General features: G+C 41.5%; 18 protein-coding genes. 6 read left to right on the top strand and 12 right to left on the bottom strand.

All coding sequences use genetic code 11. From position 1 onward, the window contains the following. Nucleotides 1–8 precede the first annotated feature (8 nt). From hscB to trmJ, 6 genes are all read right to left on the bottom strand, one after another. Nucleotides 9–527 (bottom strand): co-chaperone HscB, encoded by a 519-nt coding sequence (gene hscB / locus CXF93_RS20750; RefSeq protein ID WP_101064408.1) that lies wholly within the window; start codon nucleotides 525–527, stop codon nucleotides 9–11. Between the two features lie 69 nt (nucleotides 528–596). Beyond that, a complete protein-coding gene (iscA, locus tag CXF93_RS20745) occupies nucleotides 597–920 on the bottom strand; it encodes an iron-sulfur cluster assembly protein IscA (protein WP_101064407.1) in 324 nt (107 codons plus the stop codon). Between the two features lie 8 nt (nucleotides 921–928). Beyond that, the gene (iscU, locus tag CXF93_RS20740) at nucleotides 929–1,312 is read right to left on the bottom strand and encodes a Fe-S cluster assembly scaffold IscU (protein WP_101064406.1); all 384 of its coding nucleotides are present in this window, start codon (nucleotides 1,310–1,312) and stop codon (nucleotides 929–931) included. Nucleotides 1,313–1,374: 62 nt separating this feature from the next. Further along, nucleotides 1,375–2,589 carry an IscS subfamily cysteine desulfurase gene (locus tag CXF93_RS20735; protein ID WP_101064405.1) on the bottom strand — a complete coding sequence of 405 codons (1,215 nt, stop codon included), beginning with the start codon at nucleotides 2,587–2,589 and terminating at the stop codon, nucleotides 1,375–1,377. Between the two features lie 93 nt (nucleotides 2,590–2,682). Then, complete coding sequence (locus CXF93_RS20730; RefSeq protein ID WP_017221943.1) at nucleotides 2,683–3,156, bottom strand: Rrf2 family transcriptional regulator; 474 nt, start codon at nucleotides 3,154–3,156, stop codon at nucleotides 2,683–2,685. 124 nt (nucleotides 3,157–3,280) lie between these two features. Continuing rightward, a complete protein-coding gene (gene trmJ / locus CXF93_RS20725) occupies nucleotides 3,281–3,997 on the bottom strand; it encodes a tRNA (cytosine(32)/uridine(32)-2'-O)-methyltransferase TrmJ (protein WP_101064404.1) in 717 nt (238 codons plus the stop codon). A gap of 278 nt (nucleotides 3,998–4,275) precedes the next feature. Here trmJ and suhB point away from each other — a divergent pair, with 278 nt between their 5' ends. The 4 genes from suhB to CXF93_RS20710 all read left to right on the top strand — a co-directional run bounded on the left by suhB (nucleotide 4,276) and on the right by CXF93_RS20710 (nucleotide 6,874). Further along, complete coding sequence (gene suhB, locus CXF93_RS20720) at nucleotides 4,276–5,079, top strand: inositol-1-monophosphatase (protein WP_101064403.1); 804 nt, start codon at nucleotides 4,276–4,278, stop codon at nucleotides 5,077–5,079. Between the two features lie 84 nt (nucleotides 5,080–5,163). Then, nucleotides 5,164–5,526, top strand: a complete 363-nt coding sequence (locus tag CXF93_RS22335) for an alpha/beta fold hydrolase (protein WP_232784279.1) — start codon at nucleotides 5,164–5,166, stop codon at nucleotides 5,524–5,526. A 62-nt stretch (nucleotides 5,527–5,588) separates the two neighbouring features. After that, complete coding sequence (locus CXF93_RS22330) at nucleotides 5,589–5,756, top strand: alpha/beta fold hydrolase (protein ID WP_232784278.1); 168 nt, start codon at nucleotides 5,589–5,591, stop codon at nucleotides 5,754–5,756. A 281-nt stretch (nucleotides 5,757–6,037) separates the two neighbouring features. Then, a complete protein-coding gene (locus CXF93_RS20710) occupies nucleotides 6,038–6,874 on the top strand; it encodes a patatin family protein (protein ID WP_101064402.1) in 837 nt (278 codons plus the stop codon). Nucleotides 6,875–6,962: 88 nt separating this feature from the next. On the opposite strand, the gene CXF93_RS20705 is transcribed toward CXF93_RS20710, so the two are convergent. The 3 genes from CXF93_RS20705 to CXF93_RS20695 form a co-directional block, all read right to left on the bottom strand. Next, nucleotides 6,963–7,226: a DUF5062 family protein gene (locus tag CXF93_RS20705; protein ID WP_101064401.1), complete on the bottom strand. Its 264-nt coding sequence runs from the start codon at nucleotides 7,224–7,226 to the stop codon at nucleotides 6,963–6,965. A gap of 94 nt (nucleotides 7,227–7,320) precedes the next feature. After that, a complete protein-coding gene (locus tag CXF93_RS20700; RefSeq protein ID WP_101064400.1) occupies nucleotides 7,321–7,662 on the bottom strand; it encodes a hypothetical protein in 342 nt (113 codons plus the stop codon). A gap of 147 nt (nucleotides 7,663–7,809) precedes the next feature. Then, nucleotides 7,810–9,852, bottom strand: a complete 2,043-nt coding sequence (locus CXF93_RS20695; protein WP_101064399.1) for an NADPH-dependent 2,4-dienoyl-CoA reductase — start codon at nucleotides 9,850–9,852, stop codon at nucleotides 7,810–7,812. A gap of 191 nt (nucleotides 9,853–10,043) precedes the next feature. Between CXF93_RS20695 and CXF93_RS20690 the strand changes: the two genes are divergently transcribed. Then, nucleotides 10,044–11,132, top strand: a complete 1,089-nt coding sequence (locus CXF93_RS20690) for an AraC family transcriptional regulator (protein ID WP_232784277.1) — start codon at nucleotides 10,044–10,046, stop codon at nucleotides 11,130–11,132. On the opposite strand, the gene CXF93_RS20685 is transcribed toward CXF93_RS20690, so the two are convergent. After that, a complete protein-coding gene (locus tag CXF93_RS20685) occupies nucleotides 11,113–11,574 on the bottom strand; it encodes a tRNA-uridine aminocarboxypropyltransferase (protein ID WP_101064397.1) in 462 nt (153 codons plus the stop codon). The genes CXF93_RS20690 and CXF93_RS20685 overlap by 20 nt on opposite strands. 303 nt (nucleotides 11,575–11,877) lie before the next feature. Between CXF93_RS20685 and CXF93_RS20680 the strand changes: the two genes are divergently transcribed. Then, on the top strand, nucleotides 11,878–12,339 hold the full coding sequence (locus tag CXF93_RS20680; protein WP_101064396.1) for a GAF domain-containing protein: 462 nt from the start codon (nucleotides 11,878–11,880) through the stop codon (nucleotides 12,337–12,339). 45 nt (nucleotides 12,340–12,384) lie between these two features. Here the strand turns inward: CXF93_RS20680 and CXF93_RS20675 are convergent, their stop codons facing one another. Then, nucleotides 12,385–12,963 (bottom strand): flavodoxin family protein, encoded by a 579-nt coding sequence (locus tag CXF93_RS20675; protein WP_101064395.1) that lies wholly within the window; start codon nucleotides 12,961–12,963, stop codon nucleotides 12,385–12,387. Nucleotides 12,964–13,164: 201 nt separating this feature from the next. Further along, nucleotides 13,165–14,634: a ribosome biogenesis GTPase Der gene (gene der, locus CXF93_RS20670; RefSeq protein ID WP_101064394.1), complete on the bottom strand. Its 1,470-nt coding sequence runs from the start codon at nucleotides 14,632–14,634 to the stop codon at nucleotides 13,165–13,167. Between the last annotated feature and the right edge of the window lie 73 nt (nucleotides 14,635–14,707).

The following is a 14,707-nucleotide window of genomic DNA, read 5'->3' as shown; positions in this document are numbered from 1 at the left end:
TTATTTGATTAGTAATCAAGTAAACTATCTTCAAGTGTACTTAATTGTGTCTGCAGTTTATAAACAAATTTTAATTTACGCACTACGTTCGCCGCGTCATTATAATGCTCAATACTGACCAATTCATTAAACTCTTGCAAATATTGTTTGATTGATAAGCTTAGCTCATCATCAAAGTCTGCAATTTCTTGTTCAGGATCGGCAGAATGCGGAATATCTTCAAGACGCTCGTGCTGTTCCATCTGTTGCATTAGAAACATTGGATCTTGCAAGGTTTTTTGCTCGCCACGAATATCTTCATGACAAATGGCAAGGATATACTCTGCACGTTGGATCGGCGACTTAAGAATTGAATAAGCATCATTAACTTGGGAAGATTTTTGCACTGATAATAAGCGTTCTCGCTCACTGCCATTAGCAAATTTATCGGGGTGTAGTGTGCGTTGTAGATCTCGATATGTTGTTGCTAAACCGGCACTATCTAGTTCAAAATTAACGGGTAAACCAAACAACTCAAAATGGTTCATCTGACGACCTTTAATGGATAGATTAAATAAACAAAACCCAAATAACGACGTTATTTGGGCATATCAATATTACACGCTGAAGCTTTCACCGCAGCCGCATTCGCCTTTCATGTTGGGATTCTTAAATTCAAACCCTTCATTCAGACCTTCTTTAACGAAATCTAATTCGATTCCATCAAGATAAACGAGGCTCTTTTTATCAATGATCACGGTAACGCCTTTCTCAACAAAAACTTCATCGCTTTCATCAACAGCATCAACAAACTCAAGGATATAAGCAAGACCAGAACAACCAGATGTTTTCACACCTAGACGTAAACCAGCACCTTTACCACGTTTATCAAGGTAAGTCGCAACACGTTCAGCAGCAGAGTCAGATAAGGTAACAGCCATGTTAACTCCTAAGACTCTTTTTTCTTTTTATAATCGTCAATAGCTGCTTTAATTGCATCTTCAGCAAGAATTGAACAGTGAATTTTCACTGGTGGTAATTCAAGCTCTTCAGCAATCGTCGTGTTAGTAATTTCGCCAGCTTGCTCAATACTCTTACCTTTTACCCATTCGGTAACTAAAGAGCTTGATGCTATAGCAGAACCACAACCGTAAGTTTTGAATTTAGCATCTTCAATGATGCCATCAGCATTAATTTTAAGTTGTAACTTCATTACGTCACCACAAGCTGGTGCGCCAACCATACCGGTCGCTATTGTTGGATCATTTTTATCAAATGAACCTACGTTACGTGGGTTTTCATAATGGTCGATTACTTTTTCGCTATAAGCCATGATATAACTCCTTCAAACTGAATATAAATTTTCGTGAAACAAAGGGGAACGATTAGTACTTCTTAGTGGTGATCCCACTCGATAGTGCTTAAATCGATACCATCTTTAAACATTTCCCACAAAGGAGACATGTCACGCAATTTACTGATGTTTTCTTTAATGATACTGGTTGCGTAGTCCACTTCTTCTTCTGTCGTAAAGCGACCGAATGAGAAACGAATTGAGCTGTGCGCCATTTCATCGTTTAGGCCTAATGCACGTAGTACATAAGACGGTTCTAAACTTGCAGATGTACAAGCTGAGCCAGAAGAAACCGCAAGGTCTTTCAGTGCCATCATTAATGACTCACCTTCAACAAAGTTGAAGCTTACGTTCAAGTTACTTACTAGACGTTGTTCTGCGTGACCATTTAGATATACTTCTTCGATATCTGCAATGCCAGCCCAGAAACGTTTACGTAATGCTTCAGCATGGTCTGTATCTTGTTGCATTTCTTCTTTAGCGATGCGGAATGCTTCACCCATACCCACGATTTGGTGAGTTGCAAGTGTACCACTACGCATACCACGTTCATGACCGCCACCGTGCATCTGCGCTTCTAAGCGGATACGTGGTTTACGTTGAACGTATAATGCACCAATACCTTTAGGGCCATAAATTTTATGAGCCGATACTGATAACATATCTACTTTCAGTTCAGAAAAATCGATTGGTAATTTGCCCGCACTTTGCGCAGCATCTACATGGAATAAAACTTTCTTCGAACGACAAAGTTCACCCAATGCAGCGATATCGTTAATCGCACCAATTTCATTGTTCACGTGCATGATACTAACAATAATTGTATCTTCACGGATTGCAGCTTCAAGGATTTCTACTGTAATTAGACCTTCAGAAGTCGGATCTAAATACGTTACTTCGAAACCTTCACGCTCAAGTTGGCGACAAGTATCAAGCACAGCTTTATGCTCAATTTTACTTGTAATAATGTGCTTGCCTTTCTTGTGATAAAAATGCGCAGCACCTTTAATCGCAAGATTGTTTGATTCAGTAGCGCCCGACGTAATAACAACTTCACGTGGGTCTGCATTTACTAAATCTGCAATTTGATTACGAGCAATGTCTACTGCTTCTTCTGCCTGCCAACCGAAACGGTGTGAACGAGACGCAGGGTTACCAAAGATGCCGTCCATAGTTAGACACTGCATCATTTTTTCTGCTACACGTGGGTCTACAGGCGTAGTGGCAGAATAATCCAAATAAATAGGTTTTTTCATCTAGTCATTGCTCCATACAACACGGTTAAACTGCTAACGGTGTTTATATCTTATAATTATAATTTTGATTCGATTGTGTTTTTTTAACCATTATTAAATAATATTTATATCAATCTTATTTAACATTTTACGGTCATTATCTTGTTCGTTGACGATCTGTTTTATTTCATTATTAGTCATCAGATCAGCAAGCGATATATTATCAAGGAAATCACTAATTCGCTCACTTAAGTCATCCCAAAGTGAATGCGTTAAACAGCGTTTTCCATCATTGCAGCCACCAGAGGAATCACACTTGGTCGCTTTTACATTTTCATCAACTGCATCAATGATCATGCCAACAGAAATAAGCCCAGGTAACATGCCTAATTTATAGCCGCCACCAGGTCCTCTTGCACTTGCTACCAGTTTCTTTCGACGTAATCGAGAGAATAACTGTTCCAAATACGACAATGAAATACTTTGTCGCTCAGATATTTCAGCCAGTGGTACAGGTTTAAGTTCTGCATGCAATGCAAGATCAATCATAGCTGTAACGGCGTAACGCCCTTTCGATGTCAATCGCATAGCAACCTCTAAAACTGTTATTTAAGGTTATGGTTACATACCCGACTGAAATGGTCAAGTATATACCTGACTAATTTACTCAGGTATTACATTTAAACCACGAAAGGCCCAGTTCGAAGACCGACTATTTTTTTAAATTACGCTGAATAGACACCAATGCGCCACGTAAGATATTGAGTTCAACCGCTTCAGGGCGTGCACGAGTAAATAATCGACGTAAGCGATTCATCACGACACCAGGGTGGGCTTTGTTAATAAAACCACTATCCCAGAGTGTTTCTTCAAGGTGAGTATGGAACATTTCCAATTCAGCTTGCTTTGGATACGGATTATCTTGTTCTGGATACGAGTTAGTCGCAAGGTAAGCCATACGCGTTTCGTATGTCAGGATCTGCACTGCCATCGCTAAGTTTAATGAACTGTATTCTGGGTTTGCAGAAACACACACATGATAAGTACATTTTTGTAATTCTTCATTGGTCAAACCAATACGCTCACGACCAAATACCAGTGCTACTGGATAATTAGGTACTTCTTCAATGAGTTTTAAACCTGCTTCACGTGAATCAAGCATTGGCCATTGCAGCGTACGTGAACGCGCACTCGTACCTATCACTAAACCACAGTCTGTTACCGCTTCTTCTAAGGTATCGACGATAGTTGCATTTGTTAATACGTCTGCAGCACCGGCAGCAAGAGCCACTGATTTTTCATCAATTTCACATAACGGCGCAACTAACACCAACTGTGTTAAACCCATTGTTTTCATTGCGCGAGCAGCTGAACCAATATTACCTGGATGAGATGTGCCGACTAATACAACTTTTACGTTTGCTAACATAATTAATACCTAAAAAGATGCATAATAGTCCAACACGCTATTTAAACAGTACGTTTAAAGCAAGGGTTAGACTATTATTGGAATTGTTAATTTACTGGTCGCGAATTCTATCACAATTAACCTGTAGCGGATGTACTAAGCCGCGGCGAAAACGTAAAAATATACTAAGAATAAAAACACGGTATAAAAAGTTATGAAAATTACTTTGGATCTTTGCGTTAAGTTGGGTATAATCCGCGCCCTAATTCCCGTTCTTTCAAAAATTTGGTGGTAATAGTATGCATCCGATGCTAACAATAGCGATCCGTGCTGCGCGTGACGCAGGCAATGTAATCGTAAAAGCTTATGGTGATCCAAGCAAGACTAAAGTAGAGCAAAAAGGCACAAATGATTTTGTGACTAACGTAGAAAAAGAAGCTGAAGCAGCTATTATCGCTACAATTAAAAGAGCCTACCCAGAGCATACTATCATCGCAAAAGAAAGCGGTGCTACGACTGGTGCAGACACAGATTACCAGTGGATCGTTGACCCACTAAACGGTCATACCAACTTTATTAAAGGTATTCCACACTTCGCTATCTCTATCGCTTTACACGTTAAAGGTAAATCTGAAGTTGCAGTTATCTTTGATGCTATCGGCGATGAAATCTTCTCAGCTTGTCGTGGTAAAGGCGCACAATTAAACGGTTACCGTTTACGTGCAGGTTCTGCTAAAGAATTATCTGGTACTGTACTAGCTACTGGTTTCCCACACAGCATGAAGCACCAGCAAGATACTTACATGAACATCTTTGGCGCATTATTCGCTGAATGTGCAGATGTACGTGCAGCGGGTTGTCCTGCTCTAAATCTTGCTTACCTAGCAGCTGGTCGTATCGACGGTTACTGGAGCATGGGTCAAAAGCCTTGGGAAACTGCAGCGGGTAACTTAATCGCTACTGAGTCTGGTGCTATCGTAACTGATTTCGCTGGCGGCCATGATTTCTTCAAATCTGGTAACTCAGTTGCTGCATCACCACGTGTACTTAAAGAAATGCTTGCTAAGATCCGTCCTAACCTGACTGAATCTTTAACTAAATAATATTAGCGTCATGCGCTCGATTATTTAGTACATAGAATTAAGTAAAAAAGGCCCAGTACTTATATAAGTACTGGGCCTTTTTTTATGTTTTTTAACCTACAATTTAGTGATCAAGCACCACTTAATGATTTCATCTTGGCCGGTAATTCATTGGGTGGTTATATTGCCGCTCATTACGCTGCGAACAATCCCTATAACGTAAAGAAATTGATTTTAATTGATCCCGCAGGTGCACCTCAGGATCTGCCCTTTATTCTAAGTTTTGCCAGCATGCCTGGGATCAACAGTCTTGCAGCGAATGTTTTCCCACCTTTCATCGTCGCGATGGGCGTTAAAGACGTCTATGGCGAGCAAGCACGGATCAGCAAAACCAACATGGATCGTTATATCCATCTTTCATTACGCTCAGGTGCTAAACAAGCCTATGCCAATACTATTGCCATGTAGATGAAAAAAATAGCCAGCAAGAACCACTCAACTTTGCCACTATCACAGCACCGACATTACTGATGTGGGGCGAAAAAGATATTTGGGTTCCAGCGGTATTAAGTGAACTATGGCTCGCGAATATTGCCGGTTCAACCTTGATCACTTACCCTGATGCTGGTCATGTACCCATGGAAGAGATCCCGCAGCAAACCGTACAAGACGCGCTTACTTTTATTAATACTAAATAACCCCTTGAAAATAAATGATGGAGGCGCGACTCACCTCCACTGTTTTGCTGATTAAACGATTAGTCAACGCCTACTCATTGTTGTCACTATAACATCATCCTTGCTTCACCTAGCTGTCACAATCTTATTCGATACTGATTAACAATACTAGGCATGCTCAAATAACGCCAAAAAACATAACTACCAAATACTGGTATTTACTCTAGGCTTGTTGGTAGCACAGTGATAGCCATCGCAATAAATTAGTGGTGGTTAAAACAAGCAAATATATCGAGGTTGCTATGATAAAAACAGCACTTGTTGTAGAAGGCGGTGGTATGCGTAGCGTATTTACGGCTGGAGTGTTAGATACCTTTTTAGACCATGGTTATGACCCTTTTGATCTGTTTATTGGCAGTTCCGCAGGCACGGTAAACTTATCTGCATTTATCGCAGGGCAAAAGAAGTATTCTGTACGATTGATTAATCACCTAGCCAAATCGACTACTTTTGTTAATTGGACACGCTTTCTCAAAGGTGGCAATGCAATGGAACTAGCAGAGTTACATGATTTATTAGCGCTACATGATCCGATAGATCTGCATCAGGCCAAACGGCGGTTAAACTCCCGTCCTTTTGTTATCACCAGCTGTGACAAAGCCAAAGGTCAAGCCAGTTATCAAAATGCAGATCCGAGCCGTTGGTTTCAGCAGATAGCAGCCTCTTGCGCCTTACCTATCGTATTTCGGCCAGGGGTTAAGCTTGGTAATGATGTGCATATTGATGGCGGGCTAGTTGATCCGATCCCTGTAAAGAAGGCGGTCGATTTAGGTGCAAATTATATTATTGTCATCAGAACCAGAAGCAGAGATTGGATAGAAAAATTGTCGGTATTAGAACGGGTGCTGACCTACTGGGTTAGAGACGATACCGTACTCACCAAGTTGCTTGATAATTACAGCAAAGAATATAACAGCACTTGCGAATTTATGCGCAATCCACCAGCGGGGATCCATATTATCGAAATAGCGCCTGATGAAGAACTACAAACCCCCACATTAACGCGTGAAGTATCTACGCTCGAAAATGATTATAGTGCAGGGATCAAAGCAGCTACGTTATTTCTACAGCATCATTAAGCAGTCATAAAAATGGGCTAAACACGTATCTAACATGTTTAGCCCAGTAATGATGTTTATAAATAACTTTAGCGGTTAAACCTCGTTACTATTCACCCGTCAGTAAAGGATGGCCAGCCGGTAATTTTCGAGAGATCCAAATGGCTAATTTATGTTTAATATTTAAGGTCGTTTCTTGATCTTTAGCAAGCGGTTGCATCAGTTTATCAAACACTAACGCTTTATAAATATATTGCGCTTTAATGTCTTCTGGATCTGTTGCTGTAAATGTACTGCCACGTTGCTGTAGATACTGAGTACCTAATGTGATCGCAGCTTTAAATAATTTCTTTTCATTTTTCAGTTTAGCCATCATTTCCTCTTCACATAACAGACAGTTAATCTTGCTGAGCACACTCTGTTATAGCACAATTAGCAGAAAATAAATGTGACATTTAAATTCTAGGTCAGGTTTTAATTGACTGATATTTTTCAGAATCAATAAGTTGATGTGCTTCCATCGCATAAATATCATTATACTCATGCTCAATCAACAAGCCAAAATGCGCAGAAAGTAAACCGATATCCTGCAATGACAAGTCTTCCAGTGACCAAACTGGCGTAGCATAATCACAAATATAATAACCTTGTAATTGGGTACTGGGATTTTCAACTATCATCAGCCGATCAATGGCGTAACACTCATCAATATCAGCCACAGACAAGCAGGCTTTGTCGGCAATGAGTAACACACTAAATGCCACTTTAGAATCAGGTAGTTCCAATAAATAACACAGTTTTCTGGGCATTCGTACACTCATCATAAAAGTTAAATTTAGACTTCAAGACTAGAGTAAATTTGCACGATCGCACTGATATTAAGTGAAATAATTTAATTTATATCAGTACGATAATGCGGACTTCATATATGTATTAAAATCAAAATTCTAACGAGACTAAATCGTAGCGGCTAATTCAGAACCTTGTTTAATAGCGCGTTTGGCATCCAGTTCCGCGGCGACATCGGCACCACCAATAAGATGTACCTGTTGGTCTGCAGCGACCAGTTGCGCTTGTAATTCACGTAATGGATCTTGACCTGCGCAGACAACAATATTATCCACGTCCAATACCTGAGGTTCACCCGCGACCAAAATATGTAAACCTTGATCATCCACTTTCACATATTCAACGCTGTTAAGCATAGCTACCTTTTTACTGGCTAAACCGGCTCTGTGCACCCAACCTGAGGTTTTACCCAAACCAGCACCGACCTTAGTGGCTTTACGCTGTAATAAATAAATATCACGTGCGGCCACCGATTTCTCTGCGGCGATTAAACCACCACGATGTTGCATGGTTAAATCAACGCCCCACTCGCGCATAAAGGTATCAATATCAAGACTTGCCGTCGGCGCGGTTGACTGATGATCATGCGCCAGATACTCAGCGACATCAAAGCCGATACCGCCAGCGCCAATGATTGCCACTTTATGTCCAACAGGTTGCTTATCGCGTAATACATCTAAATAAGAAAGCACTTTACTGTGGCCAATACCCTCAATAGCCGGTGTACGGGGGGCGATCCCAGTTGCTAATACCACGTCATCAAAACCGTTAGCGATAAGTTCATCTGCAGACACGCGTTTATTCAGTATAATTTCCACGCCCAATTTAGCCGTCATCGTCGTGTAATAACGCAAGGTTTCAAAAAACTCTTCTTTGCCTGGTACTTGCTTGGCAATATTAAACTGCCCGCCCACTTCAGCTTTATCATCAAAGATAGTCACCTTGTGCCCACGCTGCGCAGCCACTGTCGCAAACGCTAAACCAGCAGGACCAGCCCCGACCACGGCAATACGTTTACTTACCGGCGATTTCACGTAAATAAGCTCAGTTTCACGACAAGCACGCGGGTTGACTAAACAAGAAGTTAATTTCATGCTAAAGGTATGGTCTAAGCACGCTTGGTTACAGCCAATACAAGTATTTATCTCGTCACTTTTACCCGCTGCGGCTTTATTGACAAATTCAGGGTCGGCTAAGAATGGACGCGCCATCGACACCATATCAGCGTGCCCTTGCGCGAGTACTGACTCTGCAATCTCAGGGGTATTAATACGGTTGGTGGTGATCAAGGGGATCGATACTTCACCTTTTAATTTTGCCGTTACCTTAGTAAATGCCGCTCTTGGCACTTTCGTCACGATCGTAGGCACGCGCGCTTCATGCCAACCAATACCAGTATTAATAATGGTTGCACCGGCTTTCTCAATGGCTTTTGCTAACGCCACTACTTCCTGCCACGAGCTGCCTTTTTCAATCAGATCCAACATCGATAAGCGATAGATAATAATAAAGTCAGACCCGACTTTTTCACGCACCTGTCTTACTATCTCAACGGGGAAACGAATACGATTATCAAAACTGCCACCCCATTCATCATCACGTTGGTTAGTGTGTTCAACAATAAACTGGTTAATCAAATAACCTTCAGACCCCATGATCTCAACACCATCGTAATTCGCCAATTGTGCCAGTCCGGCACACTTAACAAAAGCAGCCACTTGCTGGTAGACTTCTTCTGTCGTTAACGCGCGTGGACGCGCTGGATTGATCGGCGCTTGGATAGCGGATGGCGCAACAGGTTGCTTACTATAGGCATAACGCCCTGCATGTAAGATCTGCATGCAGATCTTACCGCCCTCGGCATGCACAGCGGCGGTGACTTCTTTATGCTTTTCAGCTTCTTCAGGCGTATCCATTTTCGAGCCACCTTGAAATACAGCACCTTCAGGATTAGGACCAATGCCTCCAGTAACAATAAGACCGACACCACCCGCGGCACGTTCAGCAAAATAAGCAGCCATACGGGTAAAACCGTTACTGACTTCTTCAAGCCCTGTATGCATAGAGCCCATTAATACACGGTTTTTGAGTTGGGTAAAACCCAGATCGAGCGGTGCTAGTAAGTTCGGATAATTATTGTGTGCAGACATGATTCACTCCATTGCGTTGAGTATTTTATTCAGCGTTTATGCTTTTTATTTTATTCTTAAGTTATGAAAAGTAGCGCTAAAGCACGACGGATACAATGCTCATGATATACAATTAGTTATCTTTAGTTAGCATTCACCATTTCACGAGCTTAATTGGTAAACATTGTTAACTGGCATTTGTGATTACGGATATGAGTAGTATGACGGAAGTGAAAGAGTCGAAAGTAAGTTTAGGGGATATTTCGGTTAATTTTTTACAACAAATGAACTTAACCAGTCATAAAATCAATGGTGATATGGAGCCTATTTTAGCCAAATATAACGTCTCTATCTCCCAATTGAGTGCTCATAATGGGCGCTTATCGATTCCCAAATATATGCGCATGGGTTTTGATCTTATCCAACAAACCCAGCGAAACGACCTCGGTTTATTGATGGGGGAAAATGTCTGCTTTCAACATTACGGCATGCTGGGATTTGCCGCTATGTCTGCTGTTGATATCAGTACGATGGCACAAGTCCTTGCGCAATATGAGAGTTTGTTAAGTCAGAATGTACGCGGTCACTCAACCTTCACCCCTGTGAATAATACCAAGGTAACGGCACAAGAACCGACTCTGAGCTTTTATTCGATAGCGCCGTACAACCTCTATAATTATTTTGTCGTGGACTCAGTGCTCGCCAGTTGGTTTACCTTACTCACATCCCGAGCTAAACATTTAACCCAGCCCGCTACTATTGTCAAAACAGTGCATATTGAATATCCCGAGCCTAACAACAGCGAACGCTATCAGCATTTTTTTCAATGTCCGGTTATCTTTAATTCGACATTTAATGGCTTAGTATTAAATAGTCAGCATATCGACACACCATTGCCAGATGCGTGCATGAGCAGTTATTTACAAGCACAGCAATTATGTCAAAACGAGCTAAACCTGCTGCAACAAAATCAAGACTGGCAAAGTAAGGTTATCGAAAAAGTAAGTCATAACTTGGTGGGGAATATGCCTGACATTAACCAAGTAGCAGCATTACTCGGGACATCGGCTTGGACGTTAAGAAGACGCTTATACAAAGAAAATACCAATTATCAAAGCATCATGGATAAAACGAGGCAGGGGTTGGCATTGAGTTATGTTCGCGACACCCTGCTTAGTTTTAGTGAGATATCGTATTTATTAGGCTTTGCGACACCGGCGGCATTTTATAAAGCCTTTCGCCGTTGGACCCAGAACACGCCGAAAAATTATCGTCAAACGTTTATAAACAAGCGCGAATAAATGCCTTAAATTCAACTTTCAGTTGTTCGGCTTCAGGCTCGCGCTGCTGTAAGCGTAGTAGCTCAATCACACACTCAACAGTGCTTAACCCACCTTCAAGTTGATTGGCGCGTAAAATAAACTCGGAGGCTTGTGGCGCGGTTAATGTCACCTTAGGTAAATCTTTTAAATAGTCACTGCGACTATACATCTTGCGTGCTTCTTGCCAGGTGCTATCCAGTAATACTAAGCTATCAAAGTCACTTATCTGATGCTCGCCTTCCGCGCCTGGCGCTAAAATAGCCACACAACCGGTTCTGATCGCCGCTAACAATTGACTATCAGGTTCTTTCCGACGCCAAGCAACAATGCTGGTCTCATCAGGTAGGAACTGTTGCACTAATTTGCCAGTATTACTGCGACGTGAGAACTCTCTCTCATGGGTAACTAGGTATATATGCATGAATTTATAACTTCAGTCGATGAAACAGGATAAATATTAAATAAGAGGTAAAGTAACCGCTATCATTATGTATTACAGTGATACTAACTAAGCTGTAAGTATGACGAGGATCTACTATGTTCGCATTTAGTAAACACATTTTCAGTAAATTAAACTATATCTTATCACTGTTTTTTAGCCCTAACGATGCCGCTAAAACCAATATGGTCTTTATGACGATATAATCATCAGCTAAGATATATATTATTATCATAGATAGGGTACGCGTTGGCTTTTCATCCTATCAATTCATCAAGGAAATACATGTCTAAGATCCAACTTTATCAGCGTCTTGCTCAACAAGCAGACGCTTTAATGGCCGAAGAAAACCATTTAATTGCTAATCTAGCTAATCTCAGTGCGTTATTATTCATGGAGCTAGAAGATGTTAACTGGGCTGGCTTTTATCTCTACGAGAATAACGAGTTAGTATTAGGTCCTTTCCAAGGTCTACCCGCTTGTATCCGCATTCCTGTCGGCCGTGGCGTGTGTGGCACAGCAGCCAGTACATTACAGAGTCAATTAGTCACCGACGTGCATGACTTCCCAGGTCATATCGCCTGTGACGCTGCAAGCAATTCAGAGGTCGTGGTACCGATTGTGGTGAATGATAAATTAATCGGAGTACTAGATATCGACAGTCCCAGTATCGGCCGTTTTGATCAAGATGACTTAGCGGGTGCTGAGTTGCTGGTTACTCAGCTCGTTAAACGCTTGAGCGCTTAACTCGTTATTAATATTAATCACACTTATAGCTCTTATAAATAAGCATCATAAAGCCTGTAAGTTAATACTGCAGGCTTTAGCTATGGCTGCGACTCGACGCCCTAAGTATTTAGCGGTATCGAGATCACTGCGATGTACTTCGCCTTCGGGATTATGCCCTACCGCGCCTAATTGACAGCCCAAGCGATTTAATCCGACACTGTTATAACCGCCCGCAATATCGAGTCCAACCCATAACATGCCATGTTGGCTGGCTAATGTCGCCATGTATTGAATGGTGTTAGTTTGATCACCATTAAGGCAACTGCCGACCGTAAAGCCAGCGCAGAATTTATTGCGCCATTGCTGACTATCCCAACGTTCGCTCGAAGCATCGGCAAATGCTTTGAATTGCGCTGAAACGCCGCCCATATAAGTGGGTGAACCAAACACGATAGCATCGGTATTATCCAGCAAGCACATGAATTCATCATTATCGAAACGACCTTCAAACATATCCCAAGCTTGTATCTGGCATTCCATCACCTTCACGTCTTCAACGGTGCTAATACCTGAAATCACTTCGCGCGCCAGCGCCTGAGTTGACCCGGATTCCGAAAAATACACAACTGCAACTATGGTCAACTAAAACCTCTCACACTATCCATATTGATTCATTCACATCCCTATTCATTAGACACAAATAGTAGCAGTCTTTACATTAAAGTAGATACCTTAACGTAAAGAATATGCCTTCATCATCACTGAAACTATACTTTTACTAATTTATAAGTATAAAAAAAGGCCTGTAAAAACAGACCTTTCTATCGACAACAGCCTAAGCTATTATTTTTTACTCTTATAGTGCGACATCATACGACGACGTTTTTTCTGTTGCGATAACGATAAGTTATTTTTCTTATCTGCAAACGGGTTTTCACTGTCACGGAATTCAACTTTAATCGGCGTACCCATAATTTTTAATGAACGGCGGAAATAGTTAATTAAGTAACGGCGATATGAATGCGCTAATTTTGTTACTTGGTTACCATGCACGACGATAAGTGGTGGATTGTAGCCACCCGCATGCGCATAACGTAACTTAACACGACGACCTGCGTGCATTGGCGGTTGGTGATCATCAACAGCCATACGAACGATACGCGTTAGCATAGACGTTGATACACGTTTCGTAGATGAATCAAATGCTTCTGTTATTGATTCAAATAAGTTACCCACACCAGTACCGTGTAATGCCGAGATAAAGTGGATACGTGCAAAGTCAATAAAGCCTAAGCGACGGTCTAATTCAGATTTAATGCGATCTTTCACATCAGAATCTAAACCATCCCACTTGTTCACTGCAATTACAATTGAACGACCAGAGTTAATCGCAAAACCTAATAATGTTAGATCTTGAGCGGTAACACCAACACGTGCATCAAATACCATCAATACAACGTTAGCATCATCGATTGCTTGTAATGCTTTAACGATTGAGAATTTCTCAACAGCTTCATTGATATTTTTACGACGACGTACACCGGCAGTATCAATAAGCATGTAGTTACGACCATCACGCTCCATTGGAATGTAAATACTGTCACGTGTAGTACCAGGCATGTCATAAACAACAACACGTTCTTCACCTAAAATACGGTTAACCAGTGTTGATTTACCTACGTTAGGGCAACCAATCATCGCAAGTTTAATCGGTAAACTTGAATAATCGTCAGGACGTTCTTCCTCTTCTTCTTCAGGTAATAATTCACCATCAATGAAAGGGGCTGCGTCAGAGAATTCTTCCTCTTCTTCAGGATTAACAACTTCAACGTGTGCTAATGCTTCTTCAATTAGAATATTTGTGCCACGTCCTTGCGCTGCCGCAATTTGGTAAATGTCACCAAGTGCAAGCGCATAGAATTCAGCAACTGCAACATCGCCATCTAGACCATCTGTTTTGTTCGCAACAAGAAATACTTTCTTATGTTGCTTACGTAAATGTTTAGCAATTGCTTGATCAGCTACCATTAGGCCTGCTCGAGCATCTACCATAAATAATATGGCATCAGCTTCTTCAATCGCAAGTAGCGACTGTTCAGCCATTTTTGCATCAATCCCTTCTTCATCGCCGTTTATACCGCCGGTATCAACAACAATGAACTCACGACCAGCTAAGTTAGCTTGTCCATATTTACGGTCACGAGTTAACCCTGGGAAATCGGCAACAAGTGCGTCCCGGGTACGAGTTAAGCGGTTGAACAATGTTGATTTACCAACATTCGGGCGTCCAACCAATGCAATTACAGGGGTCATAGTTAACCTCAGCCTCAATACGGCTCTAGTAAAATAAAGTCACTTATTTAAAAGGACAAAATGCGCCTCTCGG

The organism is Moritella sp. Urea-trap-13 (assembly GCF_002836355.1).
Classification (GTDB): Bacteria; Pseudomonadota; Gammaproteobacteria; order Enterobacterales; family Moritellaceae; genus Moritella.
Note: the sequence above shows the minus strand (reverse complement) of the source record. Positions and strands in the feature narration are given on the sequence as shown.